The organism is Mycobacterium sp. MS1601, from assembly GCF_001984215.1.
Classification (GTDB): domain Bacteria; phylum Actinomycetota; class Actinomycetes; order Mycobacteriales; family Mycobacteriaceae; genus Mycobacterium.
This window is the reverse complement of sequence record NZ_CP019422.1, coordinates 129,703-147,273: the sequence shown is the minus strand read 5'-3', so window position 1 is coordinate 147,273 and position 17,571 is coordinate 129,703. Positions and strand designations below refer to the sequence as shown.

Genomic DNA, 17,571 nt, shown 5'->3' with positions numbered 1-17,571 from the left:
GGCCGGAGCGCAGCGCAGCCGTGGCCTTGCGCGGAGCGGACCGCCGGCCACAATCGGAGGGCCAGAAAGGCAGAACCACAGGCAAGGCCCGGGGCGTGTGTCGGGTACGGGCCAGCCGCCGGCACGGCAGTGCCATCTCCCCGACTGGAGTGCAGCTGGTGTGAGTGGGGGAAATCTCTGCAGATCAGAGGCGCCGCGCTCACTTAGGATCGCTGTTATGCCTGTGCAAGTTGATGCGACTCACCTGAGCAAGGTGATAACCGAAGTTCGCGACCTCGCCGAGACCGTCCGCACGTACGGCAGCGGCGCCGACTCGACGATCGCCTTTGGGATCCCGGCGGCCCTGCACGTCATTGCGGCCCGGCTCGAATCGGAAATGCGCAGTTGGGCCCAGACTGAAGGCACGCTTGCCCGGCTGTTCGACGAGCAGCAAGGCGGCAAAGCCATCAGGTTTCCTGAGCTACGGGCGGTGCTGACCTACGTGACGCCGTCGCCGGTGAGCCGCGATGTCCAACTGGCCGAGTTGCGCGGCGCCGGCACCCGACTGCGCGCCCTGGCCGGTGAGCTCGACGCGAATATGAAAACCCAGTCGTCACCGAAATTCGTCGAGCTTCTCCAAGAACAGGCGGCGGCGGTCATGGAGTTCGCCGATGGTCTCGGCTAAGCCGGCGGGCATGCAATGAGCCGCCGCAAAGCGACCCCGTGGGCGGCACCGGGCCTGCCCGATATTCGCCGGCAGTGGTGCAACGCTCTGGACAGCCTTGTCGACCACCAATCCAGCGCCCTTGCAGAACCGTCCGAGGCCTTGGGAGCTGCGGGGGAGAGCCTTCGGAGGTTGAAGCGGTTGCAGGCGAAGCTGGCCGAGTCGTTGAGCCAGATGAGCGGCGAGGCCGATGTCATCAAACGTGCTGAGCTGTACTGGGTTTCGCGCGACATGGTTGACGTCGCGCTCGATGCCGCCGACTCCCTTCCGGAGTGGACGCCCGCTGTCGCCGCGCCGGCTCCGACCGGGCTGTTGTGTTGGGCAAAGCCGGCCGGAAGTGTGCCATGGAATGCGTTAAGCCCCAACGATCCCACCGAGGTTTCGTGGGACGGGGTGTGGTGGTGGTCTCGCCCCGACGGGGTGCTGCAAATTCAGCCGTTGTCACGGTTGGCTAAGAACCCTGAACTGCTGGCCCCCTACGGGGTGTCTTCGCCACTGTGGGTGACCAACCCGACGCTGCTGCTGCAGCCGTTGGTGCCGCGCACCGCTGAGGTGGCCCGATCGGCTGAGGCGTCGCCGTTGGTGAGTGTCGTCGGGGCGGCCTGGCTCCTGATGGGCCAACCCACCGTCGCCTCCACTCGCGTCCTCGGCAGTGCACCGTCGACGCAGACTGAGGAATCGTCTCGTGCGGCTGCGGACCCGAACCGGGTGAGCATCATTGAGTTGCGGCGACCCATGAGCCCGCCTGGGGAACGCGATGGTTCATTGGGTGACCGTCAGTACCGACACCGGTGGTGGGTGGGAGGTCATTGGCGTCAGCAGGCGTGTGGGCCCAATCATGCCGATCGGCGCCCGAAGTGGATCGCCCCGTACGTCAAGGGTCCAGAAGGCGCCCCACTCAAGACCGACCGCGTTCACGTGTGGCGCCGCTGAGGACAGCCGAACCCCGGGGGCGGAACAACAACAACCTTTCGTAGCTGATCGCGTTGTGTGGGGTGTGGGAACCGAGGAGTGAGTATGCCTGGCAGGGTTGAATGGTCGGAACTTGGTGGCGATGAGGCTGAGACGGTCGTGGCCAACTTGCTTTATAGCGAGCGTAGGTCTTCGACCCGGGTCCGCCCATCGCGTGGTGACTTCGGCATCGACGTGCTAGACCCGAGCAAACGCGAAGCTGGCAAGTACGACGTCTATCAGATCAAGCGCTACGCGAAGACGCTCACTGCCTCGCAAAAGAAGGAGATAGAGAAGTCGTTCCGGCGGGTGCTGGTAGGTCTGGTCCGCAGAGAACCGCCCGTGCCGCTGGGGGATTGGTACCTGATCGCGCCAGTCGACAATACCGTCGACAATCAGCTCGACTGGTTTCATTCCATGCCCGATAACGTCATTAACGAGATGTTCGAGGATGCCGAGCTCGCGCTGAACGAGGACGAAAAGCAACGCATTACCGCGTGGCGTAACGCCCCTGAGCGAGTCATCAAGTGGGAAGGGCGCGCATTTTGCGAGACGCTGGCCGGTGAATACCCCTACGTCATTGACTATTACCTGCACGGTGGCGCCGCGCGTCTCCGCTCGGCGGTGGCTGAGATGTCAGCGATCCTGCGGCGCGACGTATCGGCGGGAGAAGCATTGAGTACGGGAACCGCTGATGACGTGGCGCTCGTCACACCAGCCGAAATTTCTTCGCATCTCGACCGGATATTCAAGGTGCTCGACACTGACCCACACTTTAGATACGAGTTCAGCATTGACCTCGAACCCGGTGAGATTACGCGCCGTGACGGCATGATTGCAGCCACGCAAGAGATCCAACCCGACGGCCGAACACTTACTTTCCGTGTGTACCAACGTTTCTCCGAGTCGCAGCGTGAACGACCGATCCCATTTCGGCTGCGGTTCGCAGCCGAGGATGCGGCCTTCGATGAAGACGCTTACGACAGTTGGCGTAAGTACGGAACGCCGTTGAGTGTGCCGGCCGAGGTCGACATTGATCTGCCCGGGGGTCTGGGGGCTCCGCTGTCCGGGGGGCTCACCGAGGTACTCCTTCAGAGCCAGGGCGAAGACTATGCTGCACGTTTCCGCGTCCGCAGGTCCGACGGAACATACAGCCCCACACTGCCCTTCTCGATCACTGCTAGGACCGGCCCCGAGCAGACCGGCGTGTGGGAGTCGGGCACTGATGAGTCGGGTTATCTGACGTTTGACACTCGTACGGATCTCGAAACACGTTCCGGCACATGGGGTTTCACCAGGGCGCGAATCGTCGGTGAGGAGATCGATGCAGTCCTACCCTGTATCGAGTTCCTCCAGAGCATCGCCACTGGCAACGTTTTGGAGGTCGCTCAGCGAGTCGGCCCGTTCGTCGACTACCGTGAGATCCCTTCTCATGAGGCCGCCTTCCCTGACGATGTCATGGTCTATCTGCGGGCACTGTCTGTCATTCAGACTTCGACGTCTACGCCAGTCCTTATCCCGGATTTGACGACTGTTAGCGCCGCTGATGCTCGCGACGTAGCCGAGGCCGCGGCACTGATCGGTGGTCAGACCGTATTCGGGGACTGGGCATCAATCCGGTTCAAGGACGATGCATCCTCGCCGACAGTAGGACCAAACCTAGAGGAGCGTGAGGTCAGTCTTGACGACCACTATGAGGTCCAGATCATCGAACCGTTGATCGTGAAGATCGGCAACCAAGAGTTGACGCTCGGTGCTGTCGAAAGGCGCTTGCTGTCAGTGGGTTACGAGGTCGACGATGGCGAGATCGTCGGCCGACCGCTCACCAATGACACCGCTTACCGCCGATACTTAAGAGGCCTGCCTGCGCCCGACCGAAACAGCCGGCCGGTGAAGGGAAAGTACCTCGGCACTCGGGCGGAGGCGTTTGACGAGCAACAGTAATGCCCGATCAATAGGCCAGTCTGCTGCGGGAAGCGGCAGTAACAGTGACGCGCTGCCACCGGTGAGTACCGTCGAAGCGTGACCCGCGCTTCGTTGTTCCCCGACCGCCTCGTGGCCCCTGCGCCCATGTTGGCGACGCTGGGCCAGGCCCCGCACGGCGGTCAGTTTGCTGTAGAAGTGAAGTTTGATGGCCAGCGGGGAATGTTGACTGTAGATCCCCGGGTGCGGGTGACGTCCCGCAATGGGGCGGACATCACCGAAACCTTCCCCGAGTTGTCCGCGGTCGCAGCTGCAGTCGGTGGCCGTCGAATGATCCTCGACGGTGAGATCGTCGCCGTCGACGAGCACGGGCGCCCGTCGTTTAGACGGCTCCAGCGGCGGTGGCCTCAGCAGCGTCGGCCCAGCGGGCAGCTCGTGCGTGAGGTGCCCACGCGATATCTCGCCTTCGATGTGGTCAACATCGACGGCGAAGACATCACGCACTGGCCTTACCGGGAGCGCCGCGAGCTGATGGACACACTGATGGTGGTGAAGCGTTCGCCAGCACTGACGGTGCCAAGGCACTGGACCGATGTCGCTCCTGCGGACATGCTCGCTATCTGCGCTGATCAGCACCACGAGGGCATTGTGTGTAAGCGACTGGATTCGCCATACCGGTCGGGCCGATCCCGGGACTGGATCAAATGCCCAGTGCGCGCGACAACCGAGGCGGTGGTCGTGGGGGCGTTCGCCGGCCGTCGCGGTGAGGTTGGGGCCCTGATCCTGGCCGCCCACGACGAGGCGGGACGCCTCGTGCTGTTGGGTCAGGTGGGCACGGGTTTTAGCGGTGCCGAACGTCGCCGTCTGGCCACACTGTTGGCCGGGACCGAGGTTGCCGCGCCGCCGGTGGCGGAGGGGGCGTCGATGTCGGGGGTCCAGTGGTTCAAGCCGCGGTATGTCGGTGAAGTTGCCTACCGCGAGTATCACGCGGGCAAAGGTCTGCGCCACGCGTCGTGGAAGGGACTCCGTACTGCGCCCGTGTCGGGGGTATGTTTGCCGCGCGATGCCGGCGCGGCGCCCGGCTGATTACGAGTGGGTGCCCCACCAGGCGTAGAGCTGGTCCAGCCGAGGGTCGGTGGGGCCACCGGATTGCACGTCGGCGATGAGCCGTTGCGCGTCGTTGGTCCACACCACGCGCGGGCGCCCATTGTTCAGCCCGCACAGCACGGTTCCGCGGGTGACGGCGGGGGTGTCGTTGCGTCGCCACGGGCCGGGGGACTGAATGTTTCCGGGGCAGACCACCACTGTCGTGGATTCGACGAGCTGGTCGAACGTGGTGCGCAGCGCTTCGGGTCCGGCGGCCAGGGTGTAGGTGGCGCTGCGGGGTCCACCAGGGTCGGTGTTTGGTCCGCAGGTGATCACCGTCGCGCCATCAGGGGATGGTGCTGGGGTGCATGCTTCGGCGGGATAGCCGGACGGGAGCAGCCGCCGGAGATCTTGCAGCGCTGCGGGCGGGGCCGCGGTGGTCGTCGGTGGCGCCGCCGTGGGGGCGGTGTCGGGCGGGTCGGAGCCGCGTCCGATAAGCCACACCGACAGGGCGACGATGAGCACGCCGGCGACTGCCAGCGCCGCGATCAGCTGGCGCCGTTGTGAGACGGCACGGGTGTGGGGGAGCAGGCTGATGAAATCCGCTGCTGCGCCGTGGGACTCGGCCCTGCCTAGCTCAGTGTGGGGTGGCGGCTCGTCGCGATCGGCGGGCAGCGCTCCTGGCGCCGAGGGCGGGGGAGGGTGAATGCCGCGCTGGCCGCGGCCGCGAAGTCGCCGGCGGTGGGGTAGCGGTCAGCGGGATTCTTGGCCAGCGCCTTGGCGATCACGCTGTCTAGTTGTGGTGAGGCCCAGCTGAGCCTGTCGGACAATCGGGGCGGGGTGGTGTCCAGATGAGCTTTCACTGTGGCGCCGACCCCGGCGTCTGTCGGGTAGGGGTGTTCTCCAGTCAGCAGCCGAAAGAGCGTGCATGCGAGGGCGTAGACGTCGGCGCGTCCGTCCAAAGCTGCTGTCCCGGTGATGACTTCGGGCGCGCTGTAGGCCAGGGTGGCACTCATGGGCCCGTCGCCAGTTCCGCGGCTGTGGGGGACAGGGCGGCACCGAAGTCGGTGAGCACGACGCGGTCGAGACCGCCCGGCAGTTTCTGGGCGGCGATCAGGAAGTTCGAGGGTTTGATGTCTTGGTGCACGACCCCGTGGGAGTGCGCGTAGTCCAGGGCTCTGGCGACCTCGGTAATGATGTGGACTGCCCGCTCGGGTGTCATCTGTCCGTCGTGCAGCGCAGTCTCGGCGTTGGTTCCCTCGACGTACTCCATGGCGATCCACAGTTGGCCGGTGTCCGTCTCGCCGCGGCTGAACACGCGCACGATGTTGGGATGTTCGAGCCCGGCGGTGATGTCGGCTTCGTGGAGGAACTGGGCGCGAACGTGGTCGCCGTTGGCGTGCTCGGGTTGAAGCACTTTGAGCACTTCCCGGCGCGGCAGGGTGGGACTGTGCACCAGGTAGACCGTCGCCATCGCCGTGACGGCCAGGACCCGCTCGACGCGGTATCCGGCGATGTTGGTGGGCGGTGTGGGCTGGCCCTCTGGTGCGGTCATGGCGACGCCTTCCCTGCCGAACGGTGACGGCTGCGCACGTGTGTGCTCATAGGCGGAGCCGTTCGACGGCTTGTCCGGTGACTTGCGCGATCAGGTCGAAGTCCGTGTCGAGGGCAAGCACGGTTAGGCCGGCCATCTCAGCGACCGCGGCCACAAGCAGATCCGGGATCGCCGGGGCGCGGTGCAGCCCACGGTCGGCCAGCTGGAGCTGCACGCCCACGGCGCGGTCCTCGGCGGCTGGGGTCAGGTACTCGAGCGGCATCAATGCCAGCGGCGGTGCGCCTGATTCGCTGCGGGCCTGCGATCCGTTCCGGAACGAGTAGCCGATCTGTAGGCGGGTGACGGTGCTCATGCGCACGAGGCCGCGTTCGATGCGCTCGACCCAGGCCTGGGCGTCTGGGGAGGCCACCAGTTGCGTGTAGGCCGACTTGTCGATGAGCCAGTTGGTCACCGCCACGCGGCGTCCATGATGTCGGGATCGTCGAGGTCGGTGGCCGCCGCGGCGGCGCGGCGTAGATCGTCGACAGTCATGGTCCGCGTGGGGGCGCTCACTGAACCTTCGGTCTCGAATCTGGTTCGCAGATACTCTTGGCGCGAGACACCGCGGGCGGCTGCGTCGGCGTCGATACGCGCGATCGCCGCGTCGGACAGTCCGCGGATCAGCACATCGCCCATCGCGCATGACCTCCTGATATCATCGTTATCAGTTTACAGGGTGTTTAGCTGGCCCCTGCCGCGACACTCATGTCGAACTGAGATCTGCCCCGGCCGCGCTGACTCCTGCTGTCACCAGGGCTCTGCATGCCCGATAATTGGTGGCGTGACCATTCAGCTTGAGGCGGCCCAGGCGCTGGCGGTGGTCGAACGCGCCCGCTCGCTGTTCGGTACGCCCGGGCCTGTGGCGACGTCGGGAGCTCCTCTTCAGACGGCTGCGGAATCTGTCAGCGGCGCGGGCCAGCAGATGTCGGGCCTGTCTGGTCAGCTCGTCGATCGGCATGCGTCGGTGGTACAGCAGCAGAACCGGGAGCTGGTCACCGCCGGCCGTACCGACTCCACCTTGGAAGCTCGATTGGCCAGCGCAGCGCAGATCACCGAGGGCGGGGCGCGCCAAATGGACACGATTGTCGCCCAGACACGCTCGATCGCCGAGGTGGCTGGATCGGCTCGCACGCCTGCGGCAGAGATGATGGTGCTCAAGGCCCTGCGGACGCAGGTCGCCCGCGCCCAGTCTGTGGTGGCCTCTACTCAGCAGCAGTCCGGCCAGGCCGCCGGCGAGGTGAGAGCGCTCAGCTACGGCTCCGGTGAGTTGCCCCAGGCTCCGGCCGACCTTCCTACCGACAAGCCGGGGGAGGACCCACCGCACGGTGAAGATCCGCGGTACTGGCTCGATGTCACCAAGTTGACCTACGTGGGTGACGGCGAGCTCGCGCCGCCGAACTACAAGCAGGTGGGTCCCAACCTCTGGTATCCAGATCCTGAGGGCGGCCTGGGGTATGTGCCGCCCCCTCCGCCGGCGAAGTATCCCCTCGATCTGAGTGACGTTCGGGTGATCGACCCCGACTCCGGTGCGCTCTTCCCGCCGGGCTACCAGCAGGTCGCGCCGGGAATTGGTGTCCCACACCCTGATTCCTATTACGGTGCGCAGCCGCCGTGGCCCAAGCCGCAGCAGCCCATTGATATCCGCGACGTGGTTGAAATAGCGCCAGATCAGCTTGCCCCGTGGGGTTACGTGGAGTACATGCCCGGGTGGTGGGTTCCCGATCCGTCCAGGCCCTAGCGAGGAAGCCACGGGGTTCGGGTTCGTAGTGTCAGATCAATCGCGGTCGGCCCTGGTGGTCCTCGACGATGCAGCGTTCGCGGCGCAGTAGCGCGTCCAGAAGGGCGTTGATATGCGCGACGGCGCGGTCGTCGAGGCGGACGGGCCCGTAGATGAAAACATGACCGGCACCGGCGGTCAGTCCGACAGACTCCGGATCACCACCGGCGCGTACATGCATCTCCCAGTGAATACGCGATCCGACATCATCGGCGCGCGCATCGAGCAAGGCAAGACTGCTCACTGAAACCCCCACCGGAAGATCGTAAGGGCACCTCAATAGGTTGCTGAGCAACAATTTTCGCTGCGCACCCGCTACCGCGCTACGCAGGACGGTGGGTCGTGTGGTGACGCGCTCGGGCGTGCTGACCAAGAGATTGACCACGGTGTCGCAAACGCGCCCTAGCATCAGCGCCATGCTTGGTTTCTGGGTTATCGCGTGGGCCGGATCGCTTCTCTTCGCGGCGTTGGCTGTTGAGACGTACGTGAAGCGTCGATGGCCATCCCGCAGCACACTGGGACTGGGCGCGGTCGTTGGGCTCAGCGCCATCCTGTTCGCGTTCGTTGGTATCGGCGCCCTCGTCGAAGGCGCCCTTCACCGTGCGGCGTGGCTGCGCGACGACGAGATGGCGCTATGGGTCGGAGTCCTGTGCCTCTGGTCCATCTTCGTGTTTGGCGCCCTTCGAGCGATCCCCTGGGTGGTCGCGCGGCGCGAGTGAAGATGACACGGCACTTCTAGCTAGCGTGCTGGCCGGAACACTGAAATGTCTAGCAGCGCAGCAGAACTGAGACCCAGGTTAACCACCAGCTCGAACAGTGAACACCTCATCGGCGACGCCTGCTAGGGCGGCGCGCGCATCGTCGAGATAGGTGAACATCGTCGCCCGCCCGACGAGGGCCGGATGACCGGGGATTCCCGCGAGGCCGACGTCGAGCCAGTCGCGGTCGAGCCGGTCGGCCGACACCAATTGACGACCAGGCCGGCCGGCGCCGTCGAGGGCAGAAGCGACCGCCATGCCTGAATTCGTCGGCAGCATCGTATGGATGACCTCGGCCACCGCCCAGGCGCGTAGTCGCGAGACTGGCATGAGGTCGTCGACGGTCGCGGCCACCACCGGCAGAACGGTGAATATTGGCATGCCGTCGAAGAATTCGATGTGCTCGTCGAGCGCCGCCTCAAGTTCTCCGCCGTTGAACAGCTCTCCGAAACGGGCCTCCCGAGTGCCCAACTGGGCGAGACGGTCAGCGACCGGCTGGCGGCTCTGTCCGAGCTGCACCAGCACGAAGTCCACCGCGCCAACCGTCACCGCGGGGGAGGCAGCCACCTCGGCGGCCAGATCGGTCATTCGTATCTCTGCGCGCCAATCGCGACACCAACTGACCGTGGCGGCGTCGAGGCTTTCGAAGTGCAGCACCGGCAGGCTCAGCTCCGCGGCGCCCCGCCGCGCCACGTGCGGCCGGCGTAGGTACTCGTCGAGGTCAATAGCAGCTGGTGCGCTCATCTGGTTGCACAGTCCGTGGCAGTGGTCGGCATCCTCAATTCGTCACGGTGACGAAATAACGCTACTGGCCCGCAGTAGATGTAGTGCGGTCGACGGGGGACGTGACTGGCACCCCAGTAGAGAACGCCTGAAATTTCACTCGATCGCTGCCGGGCATCATTCGTGCCGGGCGGATGCACTGTCGGTGGCCGCAGGCCCATTCCGCGGCCGGCGCGCTCTTGACGCACGCTATCGACCGAGGTGATCACCGCCGTGACGCTACCGGGCCAACCCCCGACACTGCTTGTCCGGCTCACGCACCCTGTTGGCAACTCTGGCAGCTGCTTAAGAACGCAGCCGTGAATATTGTTGTGTCACAACGCATTTCGCCGATAAACGAGATTATGTCAGGTTAAGGCCGAATGTGTTGCGTGCCGATAGTTTTGAGGCGTTGATAACCGCCGCTAGTCCCTCACCTAGTAACAAGGGCGTTCTCACGGGCGAAGCCGGTTGGGTTGCACTCGCGGCGCCGTTCATCACCATCGCCAACCGCCGGCAGCGGTCAGGTTCTCAGCAGTCCCGCTCGTGTCCGCAAGTTGGTCGGGGTGGCCCCGCCGTCGACGGCGCTGAACACCCGCTTAGAGACGTCGATGCGCGGACAAGGACGCGGGCGGCCGATGAAGCGAATACGTCGTGATAACCGTAAGGGTTGAATGCTGCAGTTAGAGAAGCCCGTGTCTGCGCCAGGTGGCCTCCGCGGCCGGGTGGAACGGAATGGGTATCGGTGCGTCGATGGTGTCGGTGACCATGTCTTCCAGCGGCAGGGTCGGTCCGCCCTGCCAACCGGTGCGCTCCCGTGCGGCGACCAGCGCCTCGCAGAACTTCGCCACCACGGCGTGATCGGCGTCGGCGCGGGTGAAAACCAGAAATCCGCTGAAGTCGACCGTGTCGACATCGGCGTCAAGCGTCGGGTAGCGGGTCCTTCCGCAGAGTGCCGGACCGGTAGCCTGCCGCATCCAACCGTGACATGTCGTCCTCGGACAGGCTCAGGAAGCGCAGCCCGGCGTTGTTGGCCGGTTCGACCCAGTTGTAAACGCCTTCATCGAAGATTGCGTCGATGGCGCCGTTGCGTAGGAGCTGCGTACGCACAGACTTGTGCGGCAGCCCGTCGTCATAACTCACCTGACCGCCCCAAGACCGGATGTCGTCGAGGGAGATCCCGACTGACGCCAGCACGTCATCGAGCACCAGGTGCACGCTGTGGGTGGGACGGCTCCCGCGCAGGGACACCCGCAACGGCGGTTTCGCCTCCGCGAGGTCGCCCAGCGAGTGCAGACCGAGTTCGGCGGGCACGGCCAGGCCAAGCTGATCGTAGGACGGCACGGTGGCGATCGCGGCCAGCTCGTCGCCACGAGCACCGGGCAGTCGCAGTAGCGCTGACCGGACCGCAGTGGCCGGGTTGAGAATTGCGAAGTGACTGGCGCCGGTGAGCACGGCCGCCACGCCTTCGATGCCGTCGCTGGCGAACAGCGCCGTACGCCATCGGTCACCGCCCCCACCAGAAAGAGAGGGACCCGCGATGCGGCCCACCCGAGCAGCAACACTGAACGCCCTCACGGTGGCGCTCATCCCGATCGCCAGCCTGCCCGCGCCAAGCCAGGCCGGCGCGTACACCGTCGCCGCCGGCGACGAGATCGCCGTGCACTCGAAACACCGGGTCCACCACCTGCACGCAGGGCTACGCCTTTCGCGCACCGCGCTGAGCTCACACAGAGCCTTGCAAAAGATGACTGAGCCATGAAATCCCATTCACATACGTGACTGAGTTGATGCGAGCACGCATCGCGGCTGTTACGAGAAGATTCTGGTACACCCTCGTGCGACGGTTCGGAGCCAGATGTCGAGCGCAACTTTGATCACTCCGGACCGTTTGCCCCGGACAGCAGCACGTTGTGACCGTTCCAAAGAAGTCCGGTTTCGCCGGCCCGGGTGTCCGACTCGAGACACTAGTACGTGCTTGCAGGCGGTGGGGCCGTCGTCGCTGACAGCCGCGGATCTGGTAGCGGACTGGCATCACTCTGCATCTCCTTGACCTCGCTCCGGAAGATGCGCAACGACTTCCCCAACGCACGGGCCGAGTCCGGCAAGCGCTTCGCGCCGAACAGCAGGATCACGACGACAGCCAGAATTGCCCAGTGCCATGGACTCAGTGCGCCCATTTTGATCTCCTTCAGACGAGCTCGTGTGACCACCCCGGCCCACCACACGAATGCAGAATCACGAATTTTGAATATTAACAACATGAATCAACACGTTGAGCTTGAGACCGATACCGTCGTCGCCGACCGTGAACCGGCTCGCCAGATCCGCTGCGACACCACCCTCGCCGGGATCGTGGCGTACCGGAGCGACCATCAGCTACTCGCTGAGGTTCAGAACCGCACAGATGACGATCCCATCAAATAGCGCCGTAACCGCGGCAATTCAGTGGGTTCGACATCATTCACTACACCGACAGCGCGCCAGTTGTCGCCTCGCCTTTCACCGTTCCGCCCATATCGGACAGTCGGTTACTCAGCGCATCACGTCGATCACTGCACTGAAGTCCTTGTCGGAGTGCTGCGCATTGAATCGTGCGTAGATTTCGGCCGCCAAAGTACCCAGTGGCGCCTTGGTGCCGGCCAAGGACACGGCGTCCATCGCCAAGCCCAGATCCTTGTGCATCAGTGCAGTCGCGAATCCCGGTTTGAAGTCGTTGTTGGCGGGCGAGGTTGGCACCGGCCCCGGCACCGGGCAGTTAATACTCACGGACCAACAATTGCTGGTCGCTCCCGTCACCACGTCATACAAGGACTGAGCTGAGAGTCCCAGTTTCTCAGCGAGGACGAATGCCTCGCCGACCGCGATCTGTTGCACGGCCAGCATCATATTGTTGCACAGCTTGGCAGCCTGTCCGGTGCCTGACTCGCCCGTGTGGATGATCTTGCCCGCCATCGGATCCAGCACCGATCGAGCTCGTTCAACGGCGTCGGTCTCCCCTCCGGCCATGAACGCCAACGTTCCCGCAGTGGCGCCGTTGACGCCACCCGACACCGGAGCATCGATCTGTTGAAAACCAGCTTTCGACGCACTGTCGTGGATTTCGCGCGCGTCCGCGACCGAGATCGTCGAAGTGTCGATGAACAGTGCGCCCGGCTTCGCCGCGGGGAGAATCTCCGCGTAGCAGGCCTTGACCACGGCACCGTTGGGCAACGATGTGATCACCACGTCTGCGTCGGCAACAGCGTCGGTACCCTTTTCAAAGACAGTCGCGCCCTTGCATTCTGCCGCGGCTCTCAACGCCGGAACCAGGTCGAAGCCGCGAACCGCGAACCCTGCGGCCAGCAAGTTGGCCGCCATCGGTCCACCCATGTTGCCGAGCCCGAGGAATGCAATTGTCGTCATTTACAACGCCTTTCATCACTTCTGATCAGGGTTCATCTGCGAAGCCAGTGATCGAACTGCGCCTCGTCGGCCTCTCGGCCACGCTGGCGAGGCCAGCCGGAATGTGGCATGTCGCCCGATCTACGTTAATTGTGAACGACTGCACTTTATCCGCTTTTGAACGACGATCTTAGACATCCCCAGAATTCGCATAACGCTCAAACTATGCAGAATATTCAATTCGTGGCCTGCACTTCATGGCTCGGTCACCCGCAAATGGATCACGAGGAGCCAGCGCCTTCACGGCGTCCATATCTGCTCCAGCGGTGAATGACTCACGCCAGTGCGTCTCACCGGGGGCGGCTGGATGAAGTCGCTCGATCCGAACTCCACGCCACTTCACCATACAAGAATTTGCGGGTGCTGCGGGCGAGATCAAGAAGAGTGCACAGAGCATCAACAGCGAACCGCAAACAAAAACGTCGAATTACATTCAGCGGCGATGGACGTGCGGCGGGCGGAATGGGAAATGCGACCGAACCCGAAAGCGACTTGCGATCACCTCCTGTACGCGGTCAGTCCCGGCGTGTGCCGTCTCGCGGCGCGCCGCAGGATGCACACATCGAGCAACGAAACTGCGGGCGCGGCATGCTCTCCGCACAGTCCTCGGGTTTGCCGCGCGATCGCGAACCTGTCCGGAGATGTGCGACGACGCCGACCTACCGCACACGGGGCCTGTCGACCGGTGGACCGGCCCAAAGCCCTTGCTTCACGTCGGCGAAATCGTCGTTCGGCAGAGAAACCCAGACGGGACGGCCGTCCTTATCGACCAACCGAGCCCGCACTCCCTCGCAGAAGTCGCGCGTGCGCACAATGCGCGTCGCAATGTCGAGTTCCATAGAAAGACAGTTCCGTAGCCCCATCTGCTTTCCCATGGCCAGGGTGCTCATCGTGACTTCGAGGCTCTGCGGGGAGGCCGCGTCCAGAGCTGCCAGAGAGTCTTCTGCCCACTGCGTCGACAGCGCGCCCAGACGGGTGCGTATCTCTGTCACGGTGTTCGCTCCGAAACACCAGTCGATGTCGTCCCGATGAGATGCGAGACGACCGGGCGGCGCGGGGGCGGTTCCCGGCGACAAGGCCCGGAGAGCATGATCGACCGAACCTGTCCGCCGCTCGAGGGCAGAAATGACCATGCCGGCATCAGCGACCCGATGCGTTCCGAGCCCGACGTACAGCGCGTCGGCGGCATCGAGTCGGTAGCCGGTGAGTCCGAGATAGGTTCCCACGGCGCCGGGTAACCTCGACAGGAAGTAGCTGGCTCCGACGTCCGGGAGAAAGCCGATGCCGGTTTCCGGCATCGCCAGTGTTGCGCGTTCGGTCAGCACCCGGAACGCACCGTGCACCGACAATCCCAGACCACCGCCGAAGCAGATTCCATCGATCACCGAGACCAGCGGCGTATCGAGTTCCGCGAGTCGAAGATTGAGCTCATATTCTGCGGTGAAGAATTCGACGTTGTCGGCATGACGTCCTGCCAATGCATTCTGTCGGATCCTGCGGACGTCCCCACCGGCGCAGAAGGCCTTGTCACTGGAGCTGTCGAAGACCAGTACCGTACCGGCGGCCCTCTGCCACTCGTCGAGACATGCATGGAGGGCATGAACAATATCCAGCGTCAATGCGTTCAACGATTTCGGCCGGTCCAGCGTGATGCGTCCCACCGACCCGTTGCGGGTGAAGACGATTCCATCAGATTGTCCGGACATCTCGTGCCCCGCTACGACAGGCTCCCCGTTCATCGTGTCTCCAGATTCCTGACCTACACCGCACAGACGAAAGCGCCGCGATTTTCGCTCATGCACGGTGGATATTCGATGTTTCACTGCGGAATTCGCTCGGCTACCGCGCACCCTCGACCCGGGCGGTATCGAAGTGGCGAATGCGGCCGAGCTACGGACCGGAGGAAGCCTGGGTCAATCGTCGGCTCTGGCTGTCCGTCGACCACGGGATCGGCAGCCGCTAGTCGGTGGGCTCACCGGTTCAGCGTATCTGCACGTCGGCGGCCTTCCGGGCCACGAAACGTCGGAAACATCCGGTCTCCCCGACAGTTTGTCCGGAGCGCTTCACGAACAAGCGCGCTTCGCCGTGCCGGAGCCGTCGTGGCCATCGCAGAGGTCAATCCGACTTGTCCGAGGCTCAAAAACGATTAAACCCGCTGATTAGCCGTACATTTCTTCATCGTTTCCTGACCAGAAGTTCCGGCGATGCCGCACACGTGGCGTGCACCCACCGATCGTGGCCGTCCCGACCGCTCCGCCGAACTGCCGGCAGGTGGCGTAAGCGGCGCTGGCGTCCGGCGCGTTTCAGTACCCAGCCGGACTGACTATCGTCTTCAGTTCGGTCCTTGCGCTCGCCTGCAGGCCGGAGTCTTCGGGCGTCACGGCTGATGTCCTCGCCTATACCGCCGTGCACCCGGGGCAACCTCGCCGACCCGCAAACGGCCAGATCCGGAGTACCCGTACAGCCAGATGCGGTGCACGCCGCACCGTCGAAACCTGCCGCAGCACAGAGCCGATCAGGACTGTGACACCGATCAGCATGGTGATCGACCCGGGCAGATACTGTCCGCCCTGAATCATGGTCAGGCCCAGGATCGTCCCGCCGAAGGCCACCCGCCGCCGGACCCGGCCAACCTGTGGTTTCCGCTGATCTGCGGCCGAGCCGCGGCCATGATCTCCGCACTCTGATCCCGAGCCGCAGGATCGTTCGTCACAGCCGGCGCACCGCAGGACGCCACGTGGCGAGCCAGACGACCGCTCCGATGAGCCCGAGGAGGACTGCGGCAGAGGCGACGCTGATCGTCATGATCGCCAGGAACATCGCGGTCATAAGGCGTTTGCTCATGATCTGGAGAAGTCTCGCTCTCGACTGTGCGGCGTGACAGGCCGCAGGCCGCGGTGCGCACCATCGAGCGCTCGCGGAAGACCTGAACACACAGATCACCGCCGCCGGCCGGAGCCCGCGGCGGTGATCTGCTGCAGAGCTGTCTAGTTCATCGTCGGGATGACGAACTCGGCGCCGTCCTTGATGCCCGAGGGCCACCGCGAGGTCACGGTCTTGACCTTGGTGTAGAACTGGATCACGGCTGGGCCGTTGGCGTTCAGATCGCCGAACACCGAGCGCTTCCAACCACCGAAGGTGTGGTAGGCCACCGGCACCGGGATCGGCACGTTGACCCCCACCATGCCCACCTGAACCCGTGCCACGAAGTCACGGGCCGCGTCACCGTCGCGGGTGAACACAGCAACGCCGTTGCCGTACTCGTGCTCGGTGGGCAGACGCAGAGCCTCTTCGTAGTCCTTCGCACGCACGATGCACAGGACGGGACCGAAGATCTCGTCGGTGTAGATCGGCATGTCCGCGGTCACGCGATCGAACAGGGTGGGGCCGATGAAGTAGCCGCCCTCGAGCTCGCTACCGTCGAAGGTCAGATCGTCGGTGGAACGTTCGCGACCATCGACCACCAGATCGGCACCGGCTTCGGCACCCTTGGCGATGTAGTCATGTACGCGGTCCAGCGCGGCCTTGCTGACCAGCGGTCCGTAGTCGGCCTTCGGATCGAGGCTGTGACCGACCCTGAGCTGGTTCACGCGCTCGACGAGCCTGGCGCGCAGTCGATCAGCGGTCTCGTCCCCGACCGCGACCGCAACGCTGATGGCCATGCAGCGCTCGCCCGCGGATCCGTAACCGGCACCGATCAGCGCGTCGACAGCCTGCTCCAGGTCAGCGTCGGGCAGCACGATCATGTGGTTCTTGGCGCCACCGAAGCACTGCGAGCGCTTCCCGCTCTTGGCCGACTCTGTATAGATGTACTGCGCGATGTCGCTGCTGCCGACGAAGCCGATGGCCTGGATGTCCGGATGCGCCAGGATGGCGTCAACGGCTTCCTTGTCGCCCTGCACAACCTGGAACAGGCCGGCCGGAAGACCGGCTTCGATGAAGAGTTCGGCCAGACGCACCGGGACCGAGGGATCACGTTCGGACGGCTTCAGGATCACCGCGTTCCCGGTGGCCAGTGCCGGGCCCACCTGCTGCAGGGGGATCATGGCCGGGAAGTTGAACGGCGAGATACCCGCGACCACGCCGAGCGGCTGCCGCAACGAGTACACGTCGATGCCCGGCCCTGCACCCTCGGTGTACTCGCCCTTCATCAAGTGCGGGATACCGATGGAGAATTCGATCACCTCGACGCCACGCTGGATGTCACCCAACGAATCGGCGATGGTCTTACCGTGCTCGAGAGACAGGATCTCGGCGAGCTCGTTGGCGTTGGCGTTGACCAACTCGATGAACTTCATCATCACACGAGCTCGGCGCTGAGGGTTCCAGGCCACCCAATCCTTCTGGGCAGCAACAGCAGAAGCGACAGCGGTGTTGACATCCTCCGCCGTTGCGAGCAGCACCTGCGCCTGCACCTCACCGGTGCTGGGGTTCATCACATCCGCGGTGCGACTCGACTTCAGGGTGGCGCGCTTGCCATCGATGAAATGGGGAATTTGCGTGGTCATGTGTTGTCCTTTCCGTTGACCATCTGTTCCGAATTCTCTTGTTCGAACTGAGCGAGATGCTCAGA

General features: G+C 64.2%; 21 protein-coding genes. 7 read left to right on the top strand and 14 right to left on the bottom strand.

The window, feature by feature from the left end; genetic code table 11:
• Window positions 1–217: 217 nt before the first annotated feature.
• The 4 genes from BVC93_RS32435 to ligD all read left to right on the top strand — a co-directional run bounded on the left by BVC93_RS32435 (window position 218) and on the right by ligD (window position 4,663).
• On the top strand, window positions 218–664 hold the full coding sequence (locus BVC93_RS32435; RefSeq protein WP_083741791.1) for a hypothetical protein: 447 nt from the start codon (window positions 218–220) through the stop codon (window positions 662–664).
• A gap of 15 nt (window positions 665–679) precedes the next feature.
• Complete coding sequence (locus BVC93_RS32430; RefSeq protein ID WP_083741790.1) at window positions 680–1,636, top strand: hypothetical protein; 957 nt, start codon at window positions 680–682, stop codon at window positions 1,634–1,636.
• Window positions 1,637–1,720: 84 nt separating this feature from the next.
• On the top strand, window positions 1,721–3,598 hold the full coding sequence (locus tag BVC93_RS32425; protein WP_142360637.1) for a hypothetical protein: 1,878 nt from the start codon (window positions 1,721–1,723) through the stop codon (window positions 3,596–3,598).
• A 78-nt stretch (window positions 3,599–3,676) separates the two neighbouring features.
• Window positions 3,677–4,663, top strand: a complete 987-nt coding sequence (gene ligD / locus BVC93_RS32420) for a non-homologous end-joining DNA ligase (protein WP_157517376.1) — start codon at window positions 3,677–3,679, stop codon at window positions 4,661–4,663.
• Here ligD and BVC93_RS34395 read toward each other — a convergent pair whose 3' ends face one another.
• From BVC93_RS34395 to vapB, 5 genes are all read right to left on the bottom strand, one after another.
• Complete coding sequence (locus BVC93_RS34395; protein ID WP_236950567.1) at window positions 4,664–5,188, bottom strand: hypothetical protein; 525 nt, start codon at window positions 5,186–5,188, stop codon at window positions 4,664–4,666.
• A gap of 107 nt (window positions 5,189–5,295) precedes the next feature.
• On the bottom strand, window positions 5,296–5,679 hold the full coding sequence (locus tag BVC93_RS34455; protein ID WP_250638138.1) for a protein kinase domain-containing protein: 384 nt from the start codon (window positions 5,677–5,679) through the stop codon (window positions 5,296–5,298).
• Window positions 5,676–6,218, bottom strand: a complete 543-nt coding sequence (locus BVC93_RS34450) for a serine/threonine-protein kinase (RefSeq protein WP_250638137.1) — start codon at window positions 6,216–6,218, stop codon at window positions 5,676–5,678. The genes BVC93_RS34455 and BVC93_RS34450 overlap by 4 nt, the downstream gene beginning before the upstream one ends.
• A gap of 46 nt (window positions 6,219–6,264) precedes the next feature.
• Window positions 6,265–6,675, bottom strand: coding sequence for a PIN domain-containing protein (locus BVC93_RS32410; RefSeq protein ID WP_041789295.1), 411 nt, complete (start codon window positions 6,673–6,675; stop codon window positions 6,265–6,267).
• Window positions 6,666–6,893 carry a type II toxin-antitoxin system VapB family antitoxin gene (gene vapB / locus BVC93_RS32405; RefSeq protein ID WP_013470249.1) on the bottom strand — a complete coding sequence of 76 codons (228 nt, stop codon included), beginning with the start codon at window positions 6,891–6,893 and terminating at the stop codon, window positions 6,666–6,668. Before vapB ends, BVC93_RS32410 begins: the two co-directional genes overlap by 10 nt.
• Window positions 6,894–7,038: 145 nt before the next feature.
• Here vapB and BVC93_RS32400 point away from each other — a divergent pair, with 145 nt between their 5' ends.
• Window positions 7,039–7,995, top strand: coding sequence for a DUF4226 domain-containing protein (locus tag BVC93_RS32400; RefSeq protein WP_048424157.1), 957 nt, complete (start codon window positions 7,039–7,041; stop codon window positions 7,993–7,995).
• Window positions 7,996–8,026: 31 nt separating this feature from the next.
• On the opposite strand, the gene BVC93_RS34385 is transcribed toward BVC93_RS32400, so the two are convergent.
• Window positions 8,027–8,452, bottom strand: a complete 426-nt coding sequence (locus BVC93_RS34385) for a hypothetical protein (RefSeq protein WP_236950566.1) — start codon at window positions 8,450–8,452, stop codon at window positions 8,027–8,029.
• Here BVC93_RS34385 and BVC93_RS32390 point away from each other — a divergent pair.
• Entirely contained in the window at window positions 8,451–8,753 is a 303-nt protein-coding gene (locus tag BVC93_RS32390) for a hypothetical protein (protein ID WP_236950565.1), read from the top strand. The genes BVC93_RS34385 and BVC93_RS32390 overlap by 2 nt on opposite strands.
• 78 nt (window positions 8,754–8,831) lie before the next feature.
• Here the strand turns inward: BVC93_RS32390 and BVC93_RS32385 are convergent, their stop codons facing one another.
• From BVC93_RS32385 to tatA, 4 genes are all read right to left on the bottom strand, one after another.
• The gene (locus BVC93_RS32385; RefSeq protein ID WP_083741787.1) at window positions 8,832–9,536 is read right to left on the bottom strand and encodes a hypothetical protein; all 705 of its coding nucleotides are present in this window, start codon (window positions 9,534–9,536) and stop codon (window positions 8,832–8,834) included.
• Between the two features lie 701 nt (window positions 9,537–10,237).
• A complete protein-coding gene (locus BVC93_RS32380; protein WP_039584171.1) occupies window positions 10,238–10,531 on the bottom strand; it encodes a hypothetical protein in 294 nt (97 codons plus the stop codon).
• Complete coding sequence (locus BVC93_RS32375; protein ID WP_152640912.1) at window positions 10,476–11,144, bottom strand: hypothetical protein; 669 nt, start codon at window positions 11,142–11,144, stop codon at window positions 10,476–10,478. The genes BVC93_RS32380 and BVC93_RS32375 overlap by 56 nt, the downstream gene beginning before the upstream one ends.
• A gap of 377 nt (window positions 11,145–11,521) precedes the next feature.
• Window positions 11,522–11,734, bottom strand: coding sequence for a Sec-independent protein translocase subunit TatA (tatA, locus tag BVC93_RS32365; protein ID WP_052227191.1), 213 nt, complete (start codon window positions 11,732–11,734; stop codon window positions 11,522–11,524).
• A 25-nt stretch (window positions 11,735–11,759) separates the two neighbouring features.
• On the opposite strand from tatA, the gene BVC93_RS33425 reads away from it, so the two are divergent.
• Window positions 11,760–11,981 (top strand): hypothetical protein, encoded by a 222-nt coding sequence (locus BVC93_RS33425; protein ID WP_152640913.1) that lies wholly within the window; start codon window positions 11,760–11,762, stop codon window positions 11,979–11,981.
• 108 nt (window positions 11,982–12,089) lie between these two features.
• On the opposite strand, the gene mmsB is transcribed toward BVC93_RS33425, so the two are convergent.
• The 4 genes from mmsB to BVC93_RS32345 form a co-directional block, all read right to left on the bottom strand.
• Window positions 12,090–12,959, bottom strand: coding sequence for a 3-hydroxyisobutyrate dehydrogenase (gene mmsB / locus BVC93_RS32360; protein WP_039584177.1), 870 nt, complete (start codon window positions 12,957–12,959; stop codon window positions 12,090–12,092).
• 698 nt (window positions 12,960–13,657) lie between these two features.
• Complete coding sequence (locus tag BVC93_RS32355; RefSeq protein ID WP_236950564.1) at window positions 13,658–14,704, bottom strand: enoyl-CoA hydratase/isomerase family protein; 1,047 nt, start codon at window positions 14,702–14,704, stop codon at window positions 13,658–13,660.
• A 1,003-nt stretch (window positions 14,705–15,707) separates the two neighbouring features.
• Window positions 15,708–15,842, bottom strand: a complete 135-nt coding sequence (locus tag BVC93_RS34525) for a hypothetical protein (RefSeq protein WP_257788998.1) — start codon at window positions 15,840–15,842, stop codon at window positions 15,708–15,710.
• A 143-nt stretch (window positions 15,843–15,985) separates the two neighbouring features.
• Window positions 15,986–17,506, bottom strand: coding sequence for a CoA-acylating methylmalonate-semialdehyde dehydrogenase (locus BVC93_RS32345; RefSeq protein WP_039584180.1), 1,521 nt, complete (start codon window positions 17,504–17,506; stop codon window positions 15,986–15,988).
• Window positions 17,507–17,571 lie beyond the last annotated feature (65 nt).